The sequence below is a fragment of the Salinibacterium sp. AL4.1 genome, from assembly GCF_059767305.1.
Window position 1 is genome coordinate 173,319 of the sequence record NZ_JBSOQK010000002.1, and the last position, 16,650, is coordinate 189,968.

Below are 16,650 nucleotides of genomic sequence, written 5' to 3' on the forward strand. Positions count from 1 at the left end.
GTCTGCTCTATCGGCGGGTCCCGCCGCCGTCAGAGCAGACCGCAGCACCCTGAGTCGCCACCGGTGGCGACTCAGGGGCTGGGCGTATCGCTAACTGCAGTTCGGGCGGCAGTCGCGCTGGGACAACGCCTCGAGCATCACATTGCTGAGCTCGGTGGGGTTGTTTGCTTGGTAGGCCGTTCCACCGGTCGCTTGGGCGATCTTGCGCATCGCTTCTACGTCGGTGTCGGGGCCGATTCCGACGAGCACTACGGGTACGGGCTCGTCACGGTTCGCCTCGACCATGGCCGTGAGTTCTTCCAACAGCACCTCAAGAGAGATGCCGTTGTCATCTTCGTTACGGCCATCAGTGATGAGCATCACTGAGTTGACCTTGTCAGGGTTGTAGTCCTCGCGGACGTGAGTCACCGCGGCAAGCACCGTGTCGTTGAGGCCCGTGTAGCCATTGATGCGCGACGGGAGCGAGTCGATGATCGCTTGAAGGTTCTCGACATGCTCGGGGTCGTTCATCGAACGGATGCCGGCGACGTCTTCCCAGTCCTCGGTACCAACGCGCTCCTTTGAGAAAAGCCACATGCCGAGTTCGTCATCCTCAGAGAGCGTGCTGAACGCGTCTTCTGCCGAGTTCTGGAACATCTCAATACGACGCTGACCATCCCAGGCACGCTCAAGCATCGAACCGGAAACATCAACGACGGCGAGGATGCGCGAACGCAGGTTGAGAGCGTTCCAGTTGCGCAGAATGCCCACAAGTTCGTCGGTGTCTCCGACGCTCTGAGTCTCGACCGGAGCCGCGATAACACCGGAGGCAAGGATCTCTCCCTCGCCCGCATTGTCACGGAAGCCCTCGGCGTTAAGCACCTGCGAAGAGCCACGAATGAGGTCTGCAAACTCTTCGAGCAGCGCCAGGCGTGCGGTTTCGGCATCCGCCAGTTCGGCGCGCTCTTCTTCCGTCATTCGCGAGGCTTCGAGCTCGGAGACGGTGGAGTTGTCGACGACCACGAACGGGTACGTGAGTGCGACCGTTCCCTCGGCGGGGTAGAGCGCCACGAGCGGCTCATCGGGGTTCGAGGCGTTGTGCTCAACAATCTCGCGTTCCGTTGCCAACGCGACCATGCGGGAATCCGAAATCTGAAGCTCGGTGAACGCCGCTTTAGTGGAGTCGGGAATGGAACGGCCGAGGTTGGTGAGCACCTGGTCGAAATCTGAAGAGTCTCCTTCTGCAGACAGATCGTTGAGGGTCGCTAGCGCGATCATGCTCGATGCAGACGACTCAGGGTCGGGGAGCAAAGTGCGGTAGCGACCAGCAAGGATCGCACCCCAGCCGACCTCGGCCGCTTCGAACTCAGCGACTTTGACCGCGGGTGTTGCGAGCACGAGGGGGCTGGACGCGATTGAATCCCACTCTTGCGTTGCGGGAACTTCTCGGCCCAACGCGGTTGCCGTGCTTTCTACGCGGTTGAGCCAGACGGGCGAATCAGGGATCCATGCATCTGCGCCAGTCGACGTTCCAGAGGCGAGAAGAGCAGCAGTGTCAGCAGACTTCTGCGTGACGACTGTGACAGACAGACACTGCCCAACATGCTCAGAATTGAAAGCATTGGCGACCGTTTGCACGGTCGAAGAGATCGTAGGGTCGGTGACGACAGCGAGTTCGGTCGCATTCGGACAACCGAACGTTTGCGCGACAAAATCGTCGAGTTTGTTTTGAGCTGCGAGCGCTACGAGCGCTCCACCGCCCGCGAGAGACAGCGTCAAGAGGGTTGCTAGGACAGGGGTACTTGCGCGGATGAGCCAGGATTTGAGCGTTCTGGAACGGTGGCGAGGTCGGGACACGGGGACTCCATCGATCACGGGTGCACTCGGTTTCGGGGGAACCAAGAGTTGACCCCCTTTCGGGGGCATACACAATAGTGACACAATTTCGCATCAACGAAACGGTTGCGCACAGGTATTTCTCACTTGTGAGATCGAAATTTGCCGATGTCGCCAAAATAGCGCTCGCAATCCACCACGTACGCAATAATCTTCCGTCGCCTTGAGAGGCTCACGGAGTGTTTGTGGATGCCGCCAGCAGAGCGCGCGTCGCCTCCGACTCTAGAGTCGAATCTCGAGCGCCACGGATTGCGCCGCAGCACCTCGGACCTTTTGCGCGAGCCGAATAGCCGTGTACTTGGCACCGTACTTTTTCTTCAGAGCGGCATCCATGGCATCCAGCGTCGCTTTGTCGTCGCAGATGGCGGCAGTCGCGGGCACCGCAACGGCGCCGTCGGAAATATTGCCGCGCATGTCGCACGGCGTGACTTCGACGCGCGAAGTGTGACGCACGCGCTTCACCTTGCCCGACGAGGGCGCTGTAGTGACGAGCAAACGATCGCCGTCGGCCACGATCCACACCGGGGTCGACACCGGCTCCCCTGACTTGCGAAAGGTAGTGACGGAGACATAAGTCTCGGTGGCGAGCGTGGAAAAGTCGGCGGTGGGCATGCGCCCATTATCCCGTGGCGCTAGGCCTTGAAGTTGATGAGCTTGTGGGTGCCATCGCAGAATGGCTTGATCGCTGATACGCCGCACCGGCAGAGGGCCACGGTTTTGCGCGACTGCTCGATCGGTTCGCCATCAGCGGAGCGCAGGTCGATCTGCCCCCGCACAAGAAGAGGGCCATTGGTGCACGCCGTTACCTCGACATCATCGTGGTTCTCTGAGGTTGTCATCGGCCTGCCCCCACCTCAGCATCAGCTGGGCTCGCCGCGCCCTCGTCGCGGCCAGCCAGCGCCGCCTCGAAAGGAAACGGCTTACGCAGGGACGACTTCTCGGCCACCCACGATTCGAGGATGTGGTCGCCCACCCACTCGTCGATCAACAGGCACGCACGTGCTCCGAAGAAGATCTCGCTCAGCAGGGCTGGCTCGCTTTCGGCAAGCCCACCAGCGAGATCGCGGGCAGCAATTTGTTCGTGCACGGCATCCGCTTCAACATGCTCGTCGAAGTATTCGGTGACGTTCTCGTCGAAACCTAAGCGGCGAAAACCTCGCGCGTAGAGCCCATTGGGAATCGATGACGTCATCTCAAACGCAGCCAGGTGCCCCGCGATCGCACCGCGCAGTCGACGGTTCATTCCGAAGAGCGAGATCATGTTGAACGAGGCAAGCGTGATGGCTGGCGCAAAGTTGACGTAGGTGCCGTACCGAGAGTCCAGACCGATGCCGCGCATCGAGCGCGCAAACAGTTCGGAGTGCATCCGCTCCCGGCGACCATTGCCGTACTCGTCAGCTTGGATCTCGACGAGCGCCGCTTTAGCGCGTCCCGTCAGCCGCGGGATCGCCCACGAGTGTGGGTCTGCTTCCTTCAGGGTGTAGATGGAACGCTGCACCATGAACTCGATCGCTTGCTCGTGAGTGAGACTTTTCGCGACGTGGCGCGAGAGGCTTGGCCCGGCATCCGGATCAAGAGCAGTGAGAGCGAAAAGCGCTTGCGCGACATCTTCTGCCGCTGCGTTGGGAAGCTCAGTCGTCGGAACCAACTCGCGCAGCTGAGCCTCGAAAGCGCGCTCGAGATCGAGTCGAGAGGCAACAGTGTCGAGGTGCCACTCCCATTGGTCGCTGTTGTCAACGACGCGACCATACGAGAGACCGTAAAGAAGATAGAGGGCGAGTTGTACATCGTCATCGCGAACCAGGTCGCGCCCGCTCGCAACAGCGCTCACCACCGCGTCAGCGAGGCCGTCAATCGTAAGCGGCACGGCTTGGCTCGCGAAGGCAGCGAGCAGGAGTTCGCTGATGGGACCACGGGGCTCGATCTCTTCGTCGTGCCAGTTCTCGCACAGTCGTGAGCCGTCGCTGGACTTCGCAGTAACCATGGTGGTGTTTGCCTCGGTAACCGAGCCGTTGTGGGGCGTGGTCTCGAGGGCGGGAGAGTTCTCCGTGGGGTTCATCATGACCTCTCCGATCGTGACGAAGACTTCAGACAGGGCACCCGAATTGCCCCGCCAGCTTCGTTAGTGAACTTATGTTGCCAACCGGATCGAGCGCGGTCAACGCAATTGCCGTACTCTCAATTTTTTCTCAGTAAGCTCACTGACAACGCCCAAGAGCGGCCGCTACACGGGTCGGATGCTATGTTGTTGCTCGTCCCCACGGGAGTCCGAAAGCACGGGCTGAGAGGAAGCTGACGCCGCTTCGACCGTTGAACCTACCGGGTAATGCCGGCGAAGGAAGAACGACCTATGTCTCCATCTCGCCCCCTCCTTGCGGCGTCGAACTCCGCTGCCGCATCCAGGCCGCCACTCGGCACTCGACGTGCCGTGCGCGGCGGCATCTTCGGCAACTATGTCGACCAGTTCGACATTTTCTTGCCGGTCATCGCTCTGGCTCCGGCATCCGCTCAACTATTTGGCTCGGATAACCTCGTCGGCAACGCCGGGCTGATCTTCGTGGCCACACTGCTGGGGCGCCCGATCGGCGCTGCCATTTTCGGATCGATCTCTGATCGCATTGGGCGAACGGCAACCACCAAAGTTGCCCTGCTGGGCGTTGCCCTCACGACGCTGCTGATCGCGCTCGTCCCGGACCACACTGTGCTCGGAGGTGGAACTCTGGCCGCAATTCTGCTGCTGCGGTTTGTCGGCGGCATCTTCCTCGGCGGCGAATACACCTCCGCGATCCCGCTCGCTATGGAATGGTCACGGCCCGAACGGCGCGGCCTCGTCAGCGGTCTCATCATGTGGATGTCACCCTGGGCCAACGCGTCGATCGCGGGCATGGTCTTTGTGCTGCAGAGCGTGCTCGACGCCGCCGCCTATAACCAGTGGGGGTGGCGAACACTCTTCGTTCTGGGCTCGCTGCTCGCGTTCACAATGCTGTTCTACTACCGTGCGCGCGTCGAGGAATCGCCGCAGTGGCAACGACCGGCCCAACGCGCGAACCCGCTGAAAGAGATTCTCGTCGGCCGTCACCGCCGCGCCCTCTGGCAAGTGTTCATCATGATGAGCGGGCTGTGGCTGCTGACCAACATGGCGATTCCGGTGCTGGCCGGGCAGCTTGGCTCCGGCGCGGGGGCGTTGGGTGCGACCGGGACTCTGGATGGTCGAACCCTGTCATTCGCGATGATGATCGGCACCGCGGCATCCGCTCTCACTATGGCGGCGTGCGGTCATCTCTCGACGTTCACCGGACGGCGGCGGTTCTTTATGGGATTCGGGGTGCTGACGGCGGCTGCCGGGCCACTCGCCTTTGTCGCGGTCTTCGCGGCACCCGGCCTGGACCAGCTCGTGCTCGGAGTGGTCGTGCTGCAAGTCGTGACCGTCTCGGCCTACGGACCGGTTGGAGCGTACTTGGTTGAGCGTTTCCCCACCTCCGTGCGAGCGAGCGGGTACGGGGTCGGGTACAGCCTGTCGATCGTGATTCCGGCGCTCTACCCGTACTACCTGCCGTCGCTGCAGAGCGTGCTCGGGCAGCAGGGCGCGGTGGCCGCGTTGCTCGCGCTCGGCGGGGTGCTGATTGCCGTCGGGGCGTTCCTCGGGCCCGAGACGGCGCGGGTTGACCTCGACGCTGACAGTTCGGCGCTCACCTAGACGTTTGCCTCGTGCAGTGCGGAAATAAGCAAAGACCGCCCAGACCCCGGTCGCGCGACGAGTAGTACTCGCGCGACGGGCATCCGGACGATCCCGAGTTAGTTGCGGTTACTTGCTGCTCTCGGCAACCGGAGCGGGCTCGTTCATGGCGAGGAGCACAGCAAAGCCGGCCCAGAGCGTACTGATGCCCATTGCGGTGTCCTTACCGTTCCAGATCGACGACTGCCACATGGCGAACCACTCAGACCCGACGATGATGAAACCGACGAACCAGATGAGGAAACCGAGGCCGTAGGCGGCATAACCCCAAATTCGCGCCCTGTCGTACGCAGCAACGGATGCGTCGCGAAGGCGGAACAGCTTCACGCCGCCGATCATGCCGAGGGCCGCAAAGAGGCCTTCAGCGATGATGATGCCGATATAGGCGATGTGGTGAATTACCGGGTTTTCAATTGCCCGCCACATGAGCTCGTTGCCTTCGAAAGTGGTGTCCATTGAGAGCACGTGACGAACGAACTGGAAGTTGGAGTCGTAGTCCATCACGTTGCCCGCAAAAACGAACAGCCCGAAGGTGCCTGCTAAGAACAGAGTGAGAGACTGAAGAAGGCGAAGAGGGTGCTTCATTAAATTTAGTCTTTTCGTGTAAATACGAGGTCGATGCGAGGATCGACGTGGTGTTCGAACGAGATCGCCTGGACGAATTTCCAACCGTCCGCTGCGTGAGTGCGGATGATCTCCTGATAGTCCTCAGCTTGTGAGTGGCCCTCTCGGCGGCGGCTAGTAGGCACGCTGACAAATGTGTATTTACGCATAAATTACCTTCACAGTTCGCTCACGTTGGTTAGCGGATCTCGCCGTCACTCTAGCGGCAGCTATGCGAGGGAGAGGGCGACGCCGTCGAGGATGTCGTGCTCGCTGGTCGTGACCCACTCGAGCGGGTGACCGGCTTCAGCCGCGGCATCCGCCACTCGCTGAAGAACCGTGGCCCAGATGATGGCACCCGAGGCGATCACGTCGACGCGACCGGGGTGCATATACGGCAGCGCTTCGCGTTCGGCGCGGGGCATGAGGGTGAGCGCTTCGCACGATCGGAGCACCACTGCGAGAGGCAATCGGCTACCGCTGATCGCGACTGGGTCGTAGCTGGTGAGGCCGAGGGCGTGCGCGGTGATGGTGGTGACGGTGCCCGCGACTCCGATGACCTCGGTTGCCTGCGAGAGGTCGACAGTCGCGGTTGCGATGTCGAGCGCCGCGCCAACGTCGCTACGGATGGCGGCGAGCTCAGATTCGGAAGGCGGGTCGCTCATGATGTTGCGTTCGGCCAGTCGCACGCAGCCGACATCCATCGAATATGCCGCTTCGGGGATGTTGCCACCGATCACGAGTTCTGTGGAGCCACCGCCGAGGTCGACGACGAGGTGTTGGGGTTTTGGCGCGGTGTTTGTTGCGGGGTCGGCTGTGTCGTCGGGGTCGGGCGCCGGCAACGCCGTGAGCGCTCCGCGGAATGACAGCGCGGCTTCTTGTGTTCCGGGAATTACTTCGACCGGCACGCCAAGAATCGCGAGGACCGCGTCGGTGAACTCGGCACGGTTGGCGGCATCCCGCGTGGCGGAGGTGGCAACGAAGCGGATGCGCTCGGCGCCGTGCTCGCGGCACAGTTCGGCATAGCGACGCACGGCCTCGAGGGTGCGATCGAGAGCGCCCTGACTGAACTGGCCGGTGCGGTCGACGCCCTCCCCCAAGCGCACGACTTCGAGCGTGCGCACCACATCGGTGAGGCCGCCGTGCCCGTCGAAGTCGGCGATGAGCAAGCGGATCGAGTTGGTTCCGCAATCGATGGCGGCGACGCGAGTCATGGGTTCTCCTGAAGTGCGGTGGGCGGGGCTGGTGGGTGGAGAGCGCGCGCGAACTGGCGGGTGGGCGGCGCGGCTAGCGAACGACGACGAGGGCTTCGTTGCGCTTCAAGAACCCCGGCTTCCACGGCGGGTCATAGCGGGCGAAGTACACGGCACTTTGGGGCGCGACGCAGTCGCGGTTGAGAGCGGCGAGCAGAGCATCCGCATTCTGTTGGTACTTCGCTTCGTTGGAACCGCCGCTGAATCTGCGCGCTGCTACCCGCTGCTCGGGAACATCTGTAGTGCGCACGGTGGCGTCGCGCGGCGCGGGAACGCTCGTCGCACCAGCTGGCATGACGAAGCTCACGGTGTACTTCTTTGACTGCCCCGGTGCCTGAATAACCGGCGCTGTCATCGAAATGTTGGAGGCGCTGATGTAGCGGATGAGCGGACGAAAGCCCTGGTTGCCGGCCTCGAAGAACGACCCGTCCGCCTCGACCTGCGCCAGAATGTGCGCCGGATACAGCCGCACTTCGTAACCGTCATGCTCGGAAATCACGGTGTACGGCTGCTTTTCGGTCATGCCGTCACCCTACGCCTGTGCGCTTTGAGCGCGCCTGAAATTTCTCTGCGCCGCCGCTAGAACGAGAGCTTCTCAAATACCATCGTTGCCTGAATTCGGTCGCCACCGCCGAGGCCCTTACTGCCGGATGAGGCGGTGGTGATGGTGTGCAGGCGGTAGCCGAGCGACGCTTGGGCGTTTACGGCTCGCTCGAGTTCGGTAAGGTTGCCCGAACCGGTGCCCCACAGCTTCTCCTTCAGGATGACCTGCAGCACTACGTAGCTTGCGCCTGTAGCGGCTGGTCGAGGCTGTGCACCGGCAACAGCTTCTGCTTCGATTCGGTTGATGACGCCGCCAAGCCCGCCTTCTTGCGGCTGCGGGTCCTGGAACTTGTCTGTCCACAGTTGGCCATCCCACCAACGTTGCCGACCGGATCCATCGTCGTACCAACCTGCTTTTGCTTGCGCCACGGGTTCCTCATTCCGTCTCGACCTTGGGACGTCGCCATACTATGCCGCTGCCGGGTGCAGGCGAGGGAGGTTGAGAAACCTTCGTGTTGCTTAGGCCTTTTTGACGACGCTCGACTTGAGCTGCATCTGGCCGAAGCCATCGACCTTGCAGTCGATGTCGTGGTCGCCAACGCCGTCGACGAGGCGGATGTTGCGCACCTTCGTTCCGACCTTGATCGACGTGGGGCTGCCCTTGACCTTGAGGTCCTTGATGATGCTGACCGTGTCGCCATCCGCGAGCGGTGTGCCGAACGCGTCCTTAACGACGGCTGCGTTCTGCTCGGCTTCGGCGGCGGCATCCGCTTCACTCGGCGACCACTCGTGCGCGCACATCGGGCACACCAACAGCGAGCCCATTTCATAGGCGAGGTCGCTGGAGCAGTTCGGGCAGAGAGGCAGGGCGTCAGACATAAGGCACTTTCGGCTAGGGGAACGCGGTTCGGCATTCGACCAACTTGATCGGGCTAGGCGCTCGCGTTAGGTGTCGAGAGGCGTCCCACGAAAGACTATTACGTTATCCGAGACTGGAATTTTAACAGCGCCACGTTTCACGAAGCCGTTCAAGATAGCGGCAATCTCACGCATCTGTTCAGGCTTGGATTCTCGGAACACGCCAAAAATTCGATTCACAAGCTCGACAGCATTAGTCTGCTGGGCCGCCTTCGCGATATCTCTCACTGATTTCAGCCTCCGAGAAAAGGACACGTCCGCTAATAGAAACTGAAGCCCGTAGATAGCAATGACATACTCAAGATCCTCGCGACCGAGTAAAGATACTCCACCTGACGTAGATTCCATGCGCAAGAGCAAAAGTTCGGGCAGTGCATCCTCGAGCCCAGACTCCGAGAGCGATGATGCAAACATCGCGTACCGTTCGAGGGGTATTGCGAGCGCTAAGTCCTTTGATCCATGCCGGACGATTCGCACCTCCCCGACCTGAGTTGCGAGTGAAGCGGCAAGGCCTAAGGCGATAGTGCTCGCGGCTTCATCTCCGCTCGAGAACTCGAATTCCCATCGACCCGCCGCTCTCACGGCGGACATTACTGTCTCTCCACTTTGTTCCAACGAGAGCTTCGCTAACGTAAAAGAGTCGAAACCTGCATACTCGGCATCGGCCTCAGACATAGGGACATCAATACCGGCTTGCTCTAGTGCATTCCGAAGTGACCAACTCACTGCCGCCAGCGATTCCAAGAATGCGAAAACCGTATCCAGAATCTCCTCTGTGGGGACTGTTTCTCTGAAAGAAGCGAGCGAGAACTCGACGTTTGCGCCCGACACTATGTAACTCGACTTTCCGTGAGATGCAGCGTTTCGTAAATACGCTGCAGAACCTAGGAACCAGTCAGTCGTCAATTCAGAATTTAGTAGCGCCTTCGCCAGCTCGGTAGCGCTTAGAGTTCGCAACTTCTCATACGGCATCAGCTTCAATCCTGCAAGCTTGCAATACCAAGCGAATATCGGCGCGCCTCCATCCTCGAAAATCTCGCCGTATAGTGCGATGATGCGCTTCATCAACGAATTCGGGTTCGACTCGGCTTGCAAGACCGCTTCGAAAGCCCGTAAGGATTCCAACAAGTGCCTTTGAACGTTAGCGAGACCTTCAAGCGCGCCAGGAGATCGAGCCACCGACGTTAGGTTCACGTTGTCATGGCAAAAATTCGCGGTCTCCTTCAGTACACGAGCGAAACGCATAGTGTCGAAATGGGCGCCAGCAATCAACTTCAACGACAGAAAATCGGCGCCAAATGATAGAGAGACAGGAATACCTAGTCGTTGGGCCTCAGCCGCGCCTTTACTCCCGATTTCGAGTAGCGAGAGACCAGGGTGGGCTGAATATAGTGCATTTAGTGCGCGGTTTAGCTCGCTGGGTTCTGAGTAGTCTTCGTACGCCTCCGCCGCAGCACGCGCAGCTACATATTCCCCGACTAGAAGACCAGCATCATCTACTTGGCGCTGGGCGGCGCTCATCAAGCGTTGCGCCTCGAGGATCGTCGGCGCTGCGAGTGCACTTTCCCAAGCCGGCCAGAGTTTCCCGATGCGATCAAGGGTCGCAACCATTGCCTTGGTCATTGACCCATGCGGCCGCAAGACTCGGCTTCCTATAGCTCTTAACTCTAATTGTCGTCGATCAACGAGGACGCCTACTAAAACCTCCGCTGCTTCGTCGGACCCGTCCGTTCTCGCGAATAGCTTCACGCCACGCATCATTCGCTCCACAATTTCTACGATCTCATCCACGCTTGGGAGGGTATCGAGCCGTGGCTGCAGATCTGGAGCCCATATGGTGGCCGCTCTTGAGTTGATCTCGCGCAAAACGCTTCGGCGCCGGACTACGTTGCTATTCACTTCTCCGATTGGCCCGCGGTATCCACAATCAGGGCATGAAGTCGAAAGGATTCTCGTGCTTCCACACCGCTCGCAAGGCATTTGTTGAAATCGAAGTGCGCTCTTTTGCCTCACGAAACTCTTCCATCCCACGATAGTCAGTGATCAGTCGGGGCCATCGCTTTGCTGGTCGCATCCCACCCTTGAGACCCAAGTGTTTCGCTGCGTGCACAGAAAGCAACTGCCCTAGTTGCTGATAATACGCAGACAAGGACAAGGACAGGGAGTACAGGACAGTATCTAGAGCATGTAAGCCCACGCGTGACCATCTCACTTAAGGAACTGTTAGCAGCGCAGCGGAATAGGCCCAGCCCCTGCACTGTTGCACCCACCGACACAGCAGGTTCGCACTGCCCAGTATTCGAAAGGCCCTCTCCATGACCATGCTTGCCGACCGCCTCGCCGCGACCGACTCTCCCATCCTTGATGTGCTTGCCGAGCGGTGGAGCCCCCGCCACTTCGACGCCACCGCACCTCTTGATGAGGCGGCGCTGCAGAACGCTCTCGAAGCTGCTCGTTGGGCCCCCTCGGCCTACAACAGCCAGCCGTGGCGAGTAGTTATCGCCCGTCGTGGCACTGCTCAGCACGATGCGATTGTTTCTTCGCTCATCGAGTTCAACCAGACCTGGGCCCCCTCCGCATCCGCGCTGATTGTGTTCGTTGCTGAGCACCACAACTCAGAGGGCCGAGAGCAGGCTATGGCGTCGTACGACCTCGGCCAGGCCGTTGCCTACTTCACGATCCAGGCTCAGAGCCACGGACTGTTCAGCCACCAGATGTCAGGATTCGACCCGGATGCCGCGGCCGCAGCCCTCGAGATCGACCCCCGCTTCACCCCCACCACCGTCATGGCTGTGGGCACACTGGGCGACCCCGCCGAGATGACGGATGTCATCCGCGAGCGCGAAACCGCACCGCGCGCTCGTCGTGCCGCCGCCGAATCGGTGCTGGTTAACGCCTAGCGTGTGCTGTTCCGCGGCCACCGGAGTTCGGCGGCCGCGCGCTATTCGCGGCCGTCTTCGAGCGGGATAAGCATGGTGCGGAATTCGCCTTCTGCGGCGTGGATGTCCCAGATGCGTGATGCGACATCGTCGATGCCGTTGGGCAGCTGAAGCTTCGGGATACCGCCGGGGATGACCAGCTGACGAACGCGAATCCCCCCGCTTTCGAGCGCCTCGTGCAGCATCTCGCCGTACGCACTTTCGGCAGGGAAGGCGAGCGATGTTCCCGCGAAGCCGGCACGCGACTTCACCGAGGTGCCGCCGTTGATCAGGATGATGCTGCCGTGACCTGCCTCGCGCATCGCGGGCAGTACCGTGCGTACGGTGTGGATGAGGCCGAGGGCAGAGAACTGGAGCGCTTCTTGTGCCAGTTCGGGAGTCAGGTCGAGCACTGGCTTCAGGTACTCGCGCGAGGGAAGCGGGCTGTACTGCACGGCCGTGATCGGCCCGAGCTCGGTCGCGGCACTGCTGAGAGCAGCTTCCAGCTGGGCAGGCTCGCGCACGTCGGCGGCAAAACCACGGGCGGTCACGCCATCGGCCTCGAGCTCAGCGGCGAGAGCGTCGAGCTTCGACTGATCCCTAGAAATCAGGACGACAGCGAAGCCTTCGCGTCCGAACCTGCGGGCGACTGCCGCGCCGAGTCCTGGGCCTGCTCCGATGATGGCGATAACGGGCATGAGGTTCCTTCGGTTGAAGCGTTCGGCGGGCCGTGCTGTGTGAAAAGCCTAGTGGCGATTATTGAGAGCGATCCGAACCCGTTGACGGCTGCTTCGGGAATCGGAGGCTAACCACATTGGGTGGGATAAGTCGGCCTCGGCGCTTAGCGTTGGTAGCTGCGCCACTGCTCATCGACCGTGAATCCCATCGATCGAACTAAACCTAAACTTGCGTCGTTCGCACCCGCTCCACCCGCGGTGAAAGTTCGCACTCCGTCACTCACGAACGCGATGATTGAGGCAGCCGCTATCGCTGCCCCGACTCCGCTTCCGCGATAGTCAGCGAGCACTGACGCGAAGTCGTTGTCACCGACTCCGTCGTTGACCTTCCCCACCACCGCCCCGACCAACCGACCGTCATCCAGCGCACCGAAAACCCGCTTGCCGTGCAGCCACAGTCCTTCAAGTTCGGTCCTTACCGGTAGTTTCTGGTGCGTCGCTGGCGTGAACGGGTAGTCAGCGTTGTTGGCTAATTCCAACTCGAATACGGCATTCGCAAAACTGGCGTCGAGTTCCTGAATCGCGATCCCGGTCGCTCGCACCTTGGCCACTACTTGCTCGAGTCTTGTCAGGTCGGGTGACTCCGCGAAGCGCAGACGTGCGCCCCATGATCGACCTACGATGCGGTAGCCGTCTGCCTCAAGCGCAGAACACCTCGGGTCGTCCTCCCGAACGATAACGACATCATCCATAAGCGGAGTCTAGGCGCGAGCGCATTCGGGCTGGAGGCCGCTATCCGAAACGGCTCGTCGCCCCGTTCAGGCTCACACGACTTCTCGGTCAGAAGTCGGCACGCCTACACATGCCGCGTCGGATCCATCCGCTGGTGGAGGATGCGGATCACGTCCACGCTGTCGAATCCTTGGATATAGAAAATCAGGTGACTACCGATGCTGTAGCGACGGTAGCCCTCGCGAATGTCATCGCATGTGCGTCCGCGCTGAGGGTCAGCGGCAATTCGCTCGATCGCCGCCCTCACCTCGAATACATAGGTCTCCGCCTGAGTCGCGTCCCAGCGCTCCTGCGTGTAGTCCCAGATCGCGGACAGGTCTCGCTGGGCGGCCGGGGTGAGGCGATAGCCCGTCACTGCTTCTTCGAGGCAACGAAGGCGTCGAAGTCGAATTCCTGCGGCTCGCCACTGTCTTCACCCGCAACGAGCGCTGACCTCAACGCGGCCATCTGGGCCTCTTGGTCTTCCAGTAACCGGAGAGCGGCACGAACGACTTCGCTGGCGGAGCGGTACCGTCCGGTTTCGACCTCGCGGGACAGAAAGTCCGCGAAGTGGTCATCCAAGCTAATTGAAGTGTTCTGAGCCATGCGCTCAGAGTACCAAGGATTGGTAATTCTGCGCGATGCGATGCGATTGGTCGCCACGGAACGTCATTAGTTTCCGCAGCTATGATCGCGGGATGAGCACCACGTACCGTGTCGACGCGCCACTCGATCGCGACGCGATCATCGATTTGTACGCCGCAGTGCAGTGGACGGCCTACACCCGAGACCCCGAACGGCTCGTGGCCGCCATCGCCGCATCGCTAAGAGTCGTGACCGCTTGGGATGGCGTCCGGTTAGTCGGGCTCGCACGTGTCGTCGGCGACGGGCGGACGATTGTCTACCTGCAAGACATTCTGGTCGTGCCGGAGTACCACCGCAGCGGAATCGGTCGCGAGCTCTTCCTTCGAGTCTTCCAGCCATTTGAAGATGTGCGGCAAAAACTTCTTCTCACGGATGACGAGCCGGGACAGATCGCCTTCTACCGCGCGATGGGGTTTACCGAGGTGCGTGACCTTGAGCAGCGAACCTCGGTTTTCACGAAGTTCGCGTGACCCTGCAGCGACCGCGAGACCGCGGGATCAAAGGCTGAGACGCGGCTAGTTGTTGGAACGGACCGCCACTGCTACCAGCTCCGACTCAGTGCAACGACAATAGAATTGCCGGAGCCCAACGAAGGAGATATATGTGCCGCGTCCTCGCCTACCTCGGTCCTGAGACACCACTCGAGAACCTCCTCCTCAAGCCAGAGAACAGCCTGATCAACCAGGCACTCGACCCCGAACGGCACCCCGAGCTGCAGTTGGCCGGATGGGGATTCGGGATCTGGGGCGAGCACCTGCTGAAGCCCGAAGAACCCTTCATCTACCGCCGCCCCATGGCGGCCTTCTACGACGACAACGCCAGCCGGATGATCCCCAGCCTCCAGGCCAGCACGATGTTGGCGCATGTGCGAGCCGCGGCGTACGACTCGAAGGTCGTGATGGTCGACGAGAACTGCCACCCGTTCTCCTTCGAGGAGACCCCGTGGATCGTCGCCCAAAATGGCTACCTGCCCAACTGGCAGCTTCTGCAGCGCGAGCTTCTGCAGCACTGCGAGGATCGGTATCTCACACAGTTGCGCGGGAACACGGACACCGAGTTCATCTACGTGCTGCTCCTGTCGCTGCTCGAGGGTGACCGCAACGAGGACGTCCAACGAGCGATCGAGAAGCTCATTGAGCTGATCGCCCAGGCAATGAAGAGCCTCGACCTCGGCGCTCTGACCAAGCTGAAGATGGCCCTCGTGTCGGACGGCCGCATCATCGGTGTCAACGTCGGCCTCGGTCACCACGGTGAGACCAACCCCGCTGGTGACTGGAAGAAGCTGCGAAAGTCAGCCCCCGACAGCGACGACTTCGCTCTCTCGATGCTCCTCGAACCGATGTACCTGCTGATGGGGCGCAACTTCGAGGACGACGCAACGACCTACGACTTTGAGGAGTGCAGCGAGGATGACGCGACCGGTGTCGTATTCGCCTCCGAGCCCTTGACCGAGGGCGACGACTGGTCGCAGCTCAAGTTCGGCGAGATCGTCTTCCTCGAGAAAGACGGTGAGCGCATCACCAAAACTGTCAACACGCTGAAGGTCTGAGCGCGCTAGGGGTTCGTCTCACGAAGGTTCTGATCAGCCCGGTGTGCCGGAAGACGAACACACCTGCGCCCGGATCAGAAACCCTAGTTGTTGAAGCGGAACTCCACGACGTCGCCATCCTGCATGACGTATTCCTTGCCCTCAACGCGGGCCTTGCCCTTAGAGCGAGCCTCTGCGATGGAGCCCGTCTCGACGAGGTCGTCGAAGCCGATGACCTCGGCCTTGATGAAGCCCTTTTCGAAGTCAGTGTGGATGACGCCGGCAGCCTGAGGCGCCTTGGCACCCTTCGGGATCGTCCACGCGCGAGTCTCCTTTGGACCAGCCGTGAGGTAGGTCTGCAGGCCGAGAGTGTCGAAACCGATGCGGGCGAGCTGGTCGAGGCCGCTCTCGTCTTGACCGGTGCTCGCGAGAAGCTCTGCGGCATCCTCTTCGTCGAGGTCGATGAGTTCGGCCTCCAACTTAGCGTCGAGGAAGATCGCCTTCGCAGGGGCAACCAGAGCCGCCAATTCGGCGAGCTTGCCTGAGTCACCGAGCACCGCTTCATCCACGTTAAAAACGTAAATGAACGGCTTGGAGGTGAGCAGACCGAGTTCTTGGATCAGCTCCAGTTCAATCTTGGTCGCCTCAGAGAGGGGCTTGCCCTCGTTGAGGAACGCCTGCGCGGCGAGCGCGGCCTCGAGAACGGCGGGCTCAACACGCTTGGTTTTGAGTTCCTTCTCGTAGCGAGCGACAGCCTTTTCGAGGGTTTGCAAGTCGGCGAGGATCAGCTCGGTGTTGATGGTCTCCATGTCGGATGCCGCATCAACCTTGCCGTCGACGTGAATAACATCCGGGTCGCTAAAGCCGCGCACGACCTGAGCGATAGCGTCAGCCTCGCGGATGTTCGCCAAGAACTTGTTACCCAGGCCTTCGCCCTCGCTGGCGCCCTGCACAATGCCGGCGATGTCAACGAAGGAGACCGGAGCGGGCAAGATGCGCTCACTGCCGAAGATGCCGGCCAGCACCTTGAGGCGCGGGTCGGGCAGGTTAACGATGCCCACGTTCGGCTCGATGGTCGCGAACGGATAGTTCGCGGCGAGCACCGAGTTCTTGGTCAGAGCGTTGAAGAGGGTGGACTTGCCGACATTCGGGAGTCCAACGATTGCAATAGTGAGAGCCACGG

The 16,650-nt window shown here is 60.9% G+C and carries 20 protein-coding genes; 4 read left to right on the top strand and 16 right to left on the bottom strand.

Translation table 11 applies throughout. The features are described 5' to 3' along the window. Window positions 1-90: 90 nt before the first annotated feature. The 4 genes from ACWTV3_RS10185 to ACWTV3_RS10200 form a co-directional block, all read right to left on the bottom strand. The gene (locus tag ACWTV3_RS10185) at window positions 91-1,758 is read right to left on the bottom strand and encodes a VWA domain-containing protein (RefSeq protein WP_498478100.1); all 1,668 of its coding nucleotides are present in this window, start codon (window positions 1,756-1,758) and stop codon (window positions 91-93) included. 339 nt (window positions 1,759-2,097) lie between these two features. Further along, window positions 2,098-2,487: a PPOX class F420-dependent oxidoreductase gene (locus ACWTV3_RS10190; RefSeq protein ID WP_498478101.1), complete on the bottom strand. Its 390-nt coding sequence runs from the start codon at window positions 2,485-2,487 to the stop codon at window positions 2,098-2,100. A gap of 20 nt (window positions 2,488-2,507) precedes the next feature. Continuing rightward, a complete protein-coding gene (locus tag ACWTV3_RS10195; protein ID WP_498478102.1) occupies window positions 2,508-2,714 on the bottom strand; it encodes a CDGSH iron-sulfur domain-containing protein in 207 nt (68 codons plus the stop codon). Beyond that, window positions 2,711-3,937, bottom strand: a complete 1,227-nt coding sequence (locus tag ACWTV3_RS10200) for an iron-containing redox enzyme family protein (protein WP_498478103.1) — start codon at window positions 3,935-3,937, stop codon at window positions 2,711-2,713. The genes ACWTV3_RS10195 and ACWTV3_RS10200 overlap by 4 nt, the downstream gene beginning before the upstream one ends. A gap of 288 nt (window positions 3,938-4,225) precedes the next feature. Between ACWTV3_RS10200 and ACWTV3_RS10205 the strand changes: the two genes are divergently transcribed. Continuing rightward, window positions 4,226-5,572, top strand: coding sequence for an MFS transporter (locus ACWTV3_RS10205; protein WP_498478104.1), 1,347 nt, complete (start codon window positions 4,226-4,228; stop codon window positions 5,570-5,572). A 108-nt stretch (window positions 5,573-5,680) separates the two neighbouring features. On the opposite strand, the gene ACWTV3_RS10210 is transcribed toward ACWTV3_RS10205, so the two are convergent. The 7 genes from ACWTV3_RS10210 to ACWTV3_RS10240 form a co-directional block, all read right to left on the bottom strand. Beyond that, entirely contained in the window at window positions 5,681-6,196 is a 516-nt protein-coding gene (locus tag ACWTV3_RS10210; protein ID WP_498478105.1) for a DUF2165 family protein, read from the bottom strand. A gap of 5 nt (window positions 6,197-6,201) precedes the next feature. After that, complete coding sequence (locus ACWTV3_RS10215) at window positions 6,202-6,384, bottom strand: DUF4177 domain-containing protein (RefSeq protein WP_498478106.1); 183 nt, start codon at window positions 6,382-6,384, stop codon at window positions 6,202-6,204. Between the two features lie 60 nt (window positions 6,385-6,444). Then, complete coding sequence (locus ACWTV3_RS10220; RefSeq protein WP_498478107.1) at window positions 6,445-7,428, bottom strand: Ppx/GppA phosphatase family protein; 984 nt, start codon at window positions 7,426-7,428, stop codon at window positions 6,445-6,447. Window positions 7,429-7,501: 73 nt separating this feature from the next. Beyond that, entirely contained in the window at window positions 7,502-7,990 is a 489-nt protein-coding gene (locus tag ACWTV3_RS10225) for an SOUL family heme-binding protein (protein ID WP_498478108.1), read from the bottom strand. A gap of 56 nt (window positions 7,991-8,046) precedes the next feature. Next, the gene (locus ACWTV3_RS10230) at window positions 8,047-8,439 is read right to left on the bottom strand and encodes a DUF2510 domain-containing protein (protein WP_498478109.1); all 393 of its coding nucleotides are present in this window, start codon (window positions 8,437-8,439) and stop codon (window positions 8,047-8,049) included. A gap of 90 nt (window positions 8,440-8,529) precedes the next feature. Beyond that, a complete protein-coding gene (locus tag ACWTV3_RS10235) occupies window positions 8,530-8,889 on the bottom strand; it encodes a zinc ribbon domain-containing protein YjdM (protein WP_498478110.1) in 360 nt (119 codons plus the stop codon). A gap of 66 nt (window positions 8,890-8,955) precedes the next feature. After that, window positions 8,956-10,719 carry a hypothetical protein gene (locus ACWTV3_RS10240; protein ID WP_498478111.1) on the bottom strand — a complete coding sequence of 588 codons (1,764 nt, stop codon included), beginning with the start codon at window positions 10,717-10,719 and terminating at the stop codon, window positions 8,956-8,958. Between the two features lie 524 nt (window positions 10,720-11,243). Here ACWTV3_RS10240 and ACWTV3_RS10245 point away from each other — a divergent pair. After that, complete coding sequence (locus tag ACWTV3_RS10245) at window positions 11,244-11,828, top strand: nitroreductase family protein (RefSeq protein ID WP_498478112.1); 585 nt, start codon at window positions 11,244-11,246, stop codon at window positions 11,826-11,828. 41 nt (window positions 11,829-11,869) lie between these two features. Here ACWTV3_RS10245 and ACWTV3_RS10250 read toward each other — a convergent pair whose 3' ends face one another. From ACWTV3_RS10250 to ACWTV3_RS10265, 4 genes are all read right to left on the bottom strand, one after another. Then, window positions 11,870-12,544 (bottom strand): SDR family NAD(P)-dependent oxidoreductase, encoded by a 675-nt coding sequence (locus ACWTV3_RS10250; RefSeq protein WP_498478113.1) that lies wholly within the window; start codon window positions 12,542-12,544, stop codon window positions 11,870-11,872. Between the two features lie 143 nt (window positions 12,545-12,687). Then, complete coding sequence (locus ACWTV3_RS10255) at window positions 12,688-13,275, bottom strand: GNAT family N-acetyltransferase (RefSeq protein WP_498478114.1); 588 nt, start codon at window positions 13,273-13,275, stop codon at window positions 12,688-12,690. A 104-nt stretch (window positions 13,276-13,379) separates the two neighbouring features. After that, window positions 13,380-13,670 carry a type II toxin-antitoxin system RelE/ParE family toxin gene (locus ACWTV3_RS10260; RefSeq protein ID WP_498478115.1) on the bottom strand — a complete coding sequence of 97 codons (291 nt, stop codon included), beginning with the start codon at window positions 13,668-13,670 and terminating at the stop codon, window positions 13,380-13,382. Further along, the gene (locus ACWTV3_RS10265; protein ID WP_498478116.1) at window positions 13,667-13,900 is read right to left on the bottom strand and encodes a type II toxin-antitoxin system ParD family antitoxin; all 234 of its coding nucleotides are present in this window, start codon (window positions 13,898-13,900) and stop codon (window positions 13,667-13,669) included. The genes ACWTV3_RS10260 and ACWTV3_RS10265 overlap by 4 nt, the downstream gene beginning before the upstream one ends. Window positions 13,901-13,992: 92 nt before the next feature. On the opposite strand from ACWTV3_RS10265, the gene ACWTV3_RS10270 reads away from it, so the two are divergent. Both ACWTV3_RS10270 and ACWTV3_RS10275 read left to right on the top strand, forming a co-directional pair. Further along, window positions 13,993-14,409 (top strand): GNAT family N-acetyltransferase, encoded by a 417-nt coding sequence (locus ACWTV3_RS10270; protein ID WP_498478117.1) that lies wholly within the window; start codon window positions 13,993-13,995, stop codon window positions 14,407-14,409. Between the two features lie 131 nt (window positions 14,410-14,540). After that, window positions 14,541-15,488 (top strand): class II glutamine amidotransferase, encoded by a 948-nt coding sequence (locus tag ACWTV3_RS10275; protein ID WP_498478118.1) that lies wholly within the window; start codon window positions 14,541-14,543, stop codon window positions 15,486-15,488. A gap of 83 nt (window positions 15,489-15,571) precedes the next feature. Here ACWTV3_RS10275 and ychF read toward each other — a convergent pair whose 3' ends face one another. Next, complete coding sequence (gene ychF, locus ACWTV3_RS10280) at window positions 15,572-16,648, bottom strand: redox-regulated ATPase YchF (protein ID WP_498478119.1); 1,077 nt, start codon at window positions 16,646-16,648, stop codon at window positions 15,572-15,574. Window positions 16,649-16,650: the final 2 nt, after the last annotated feature.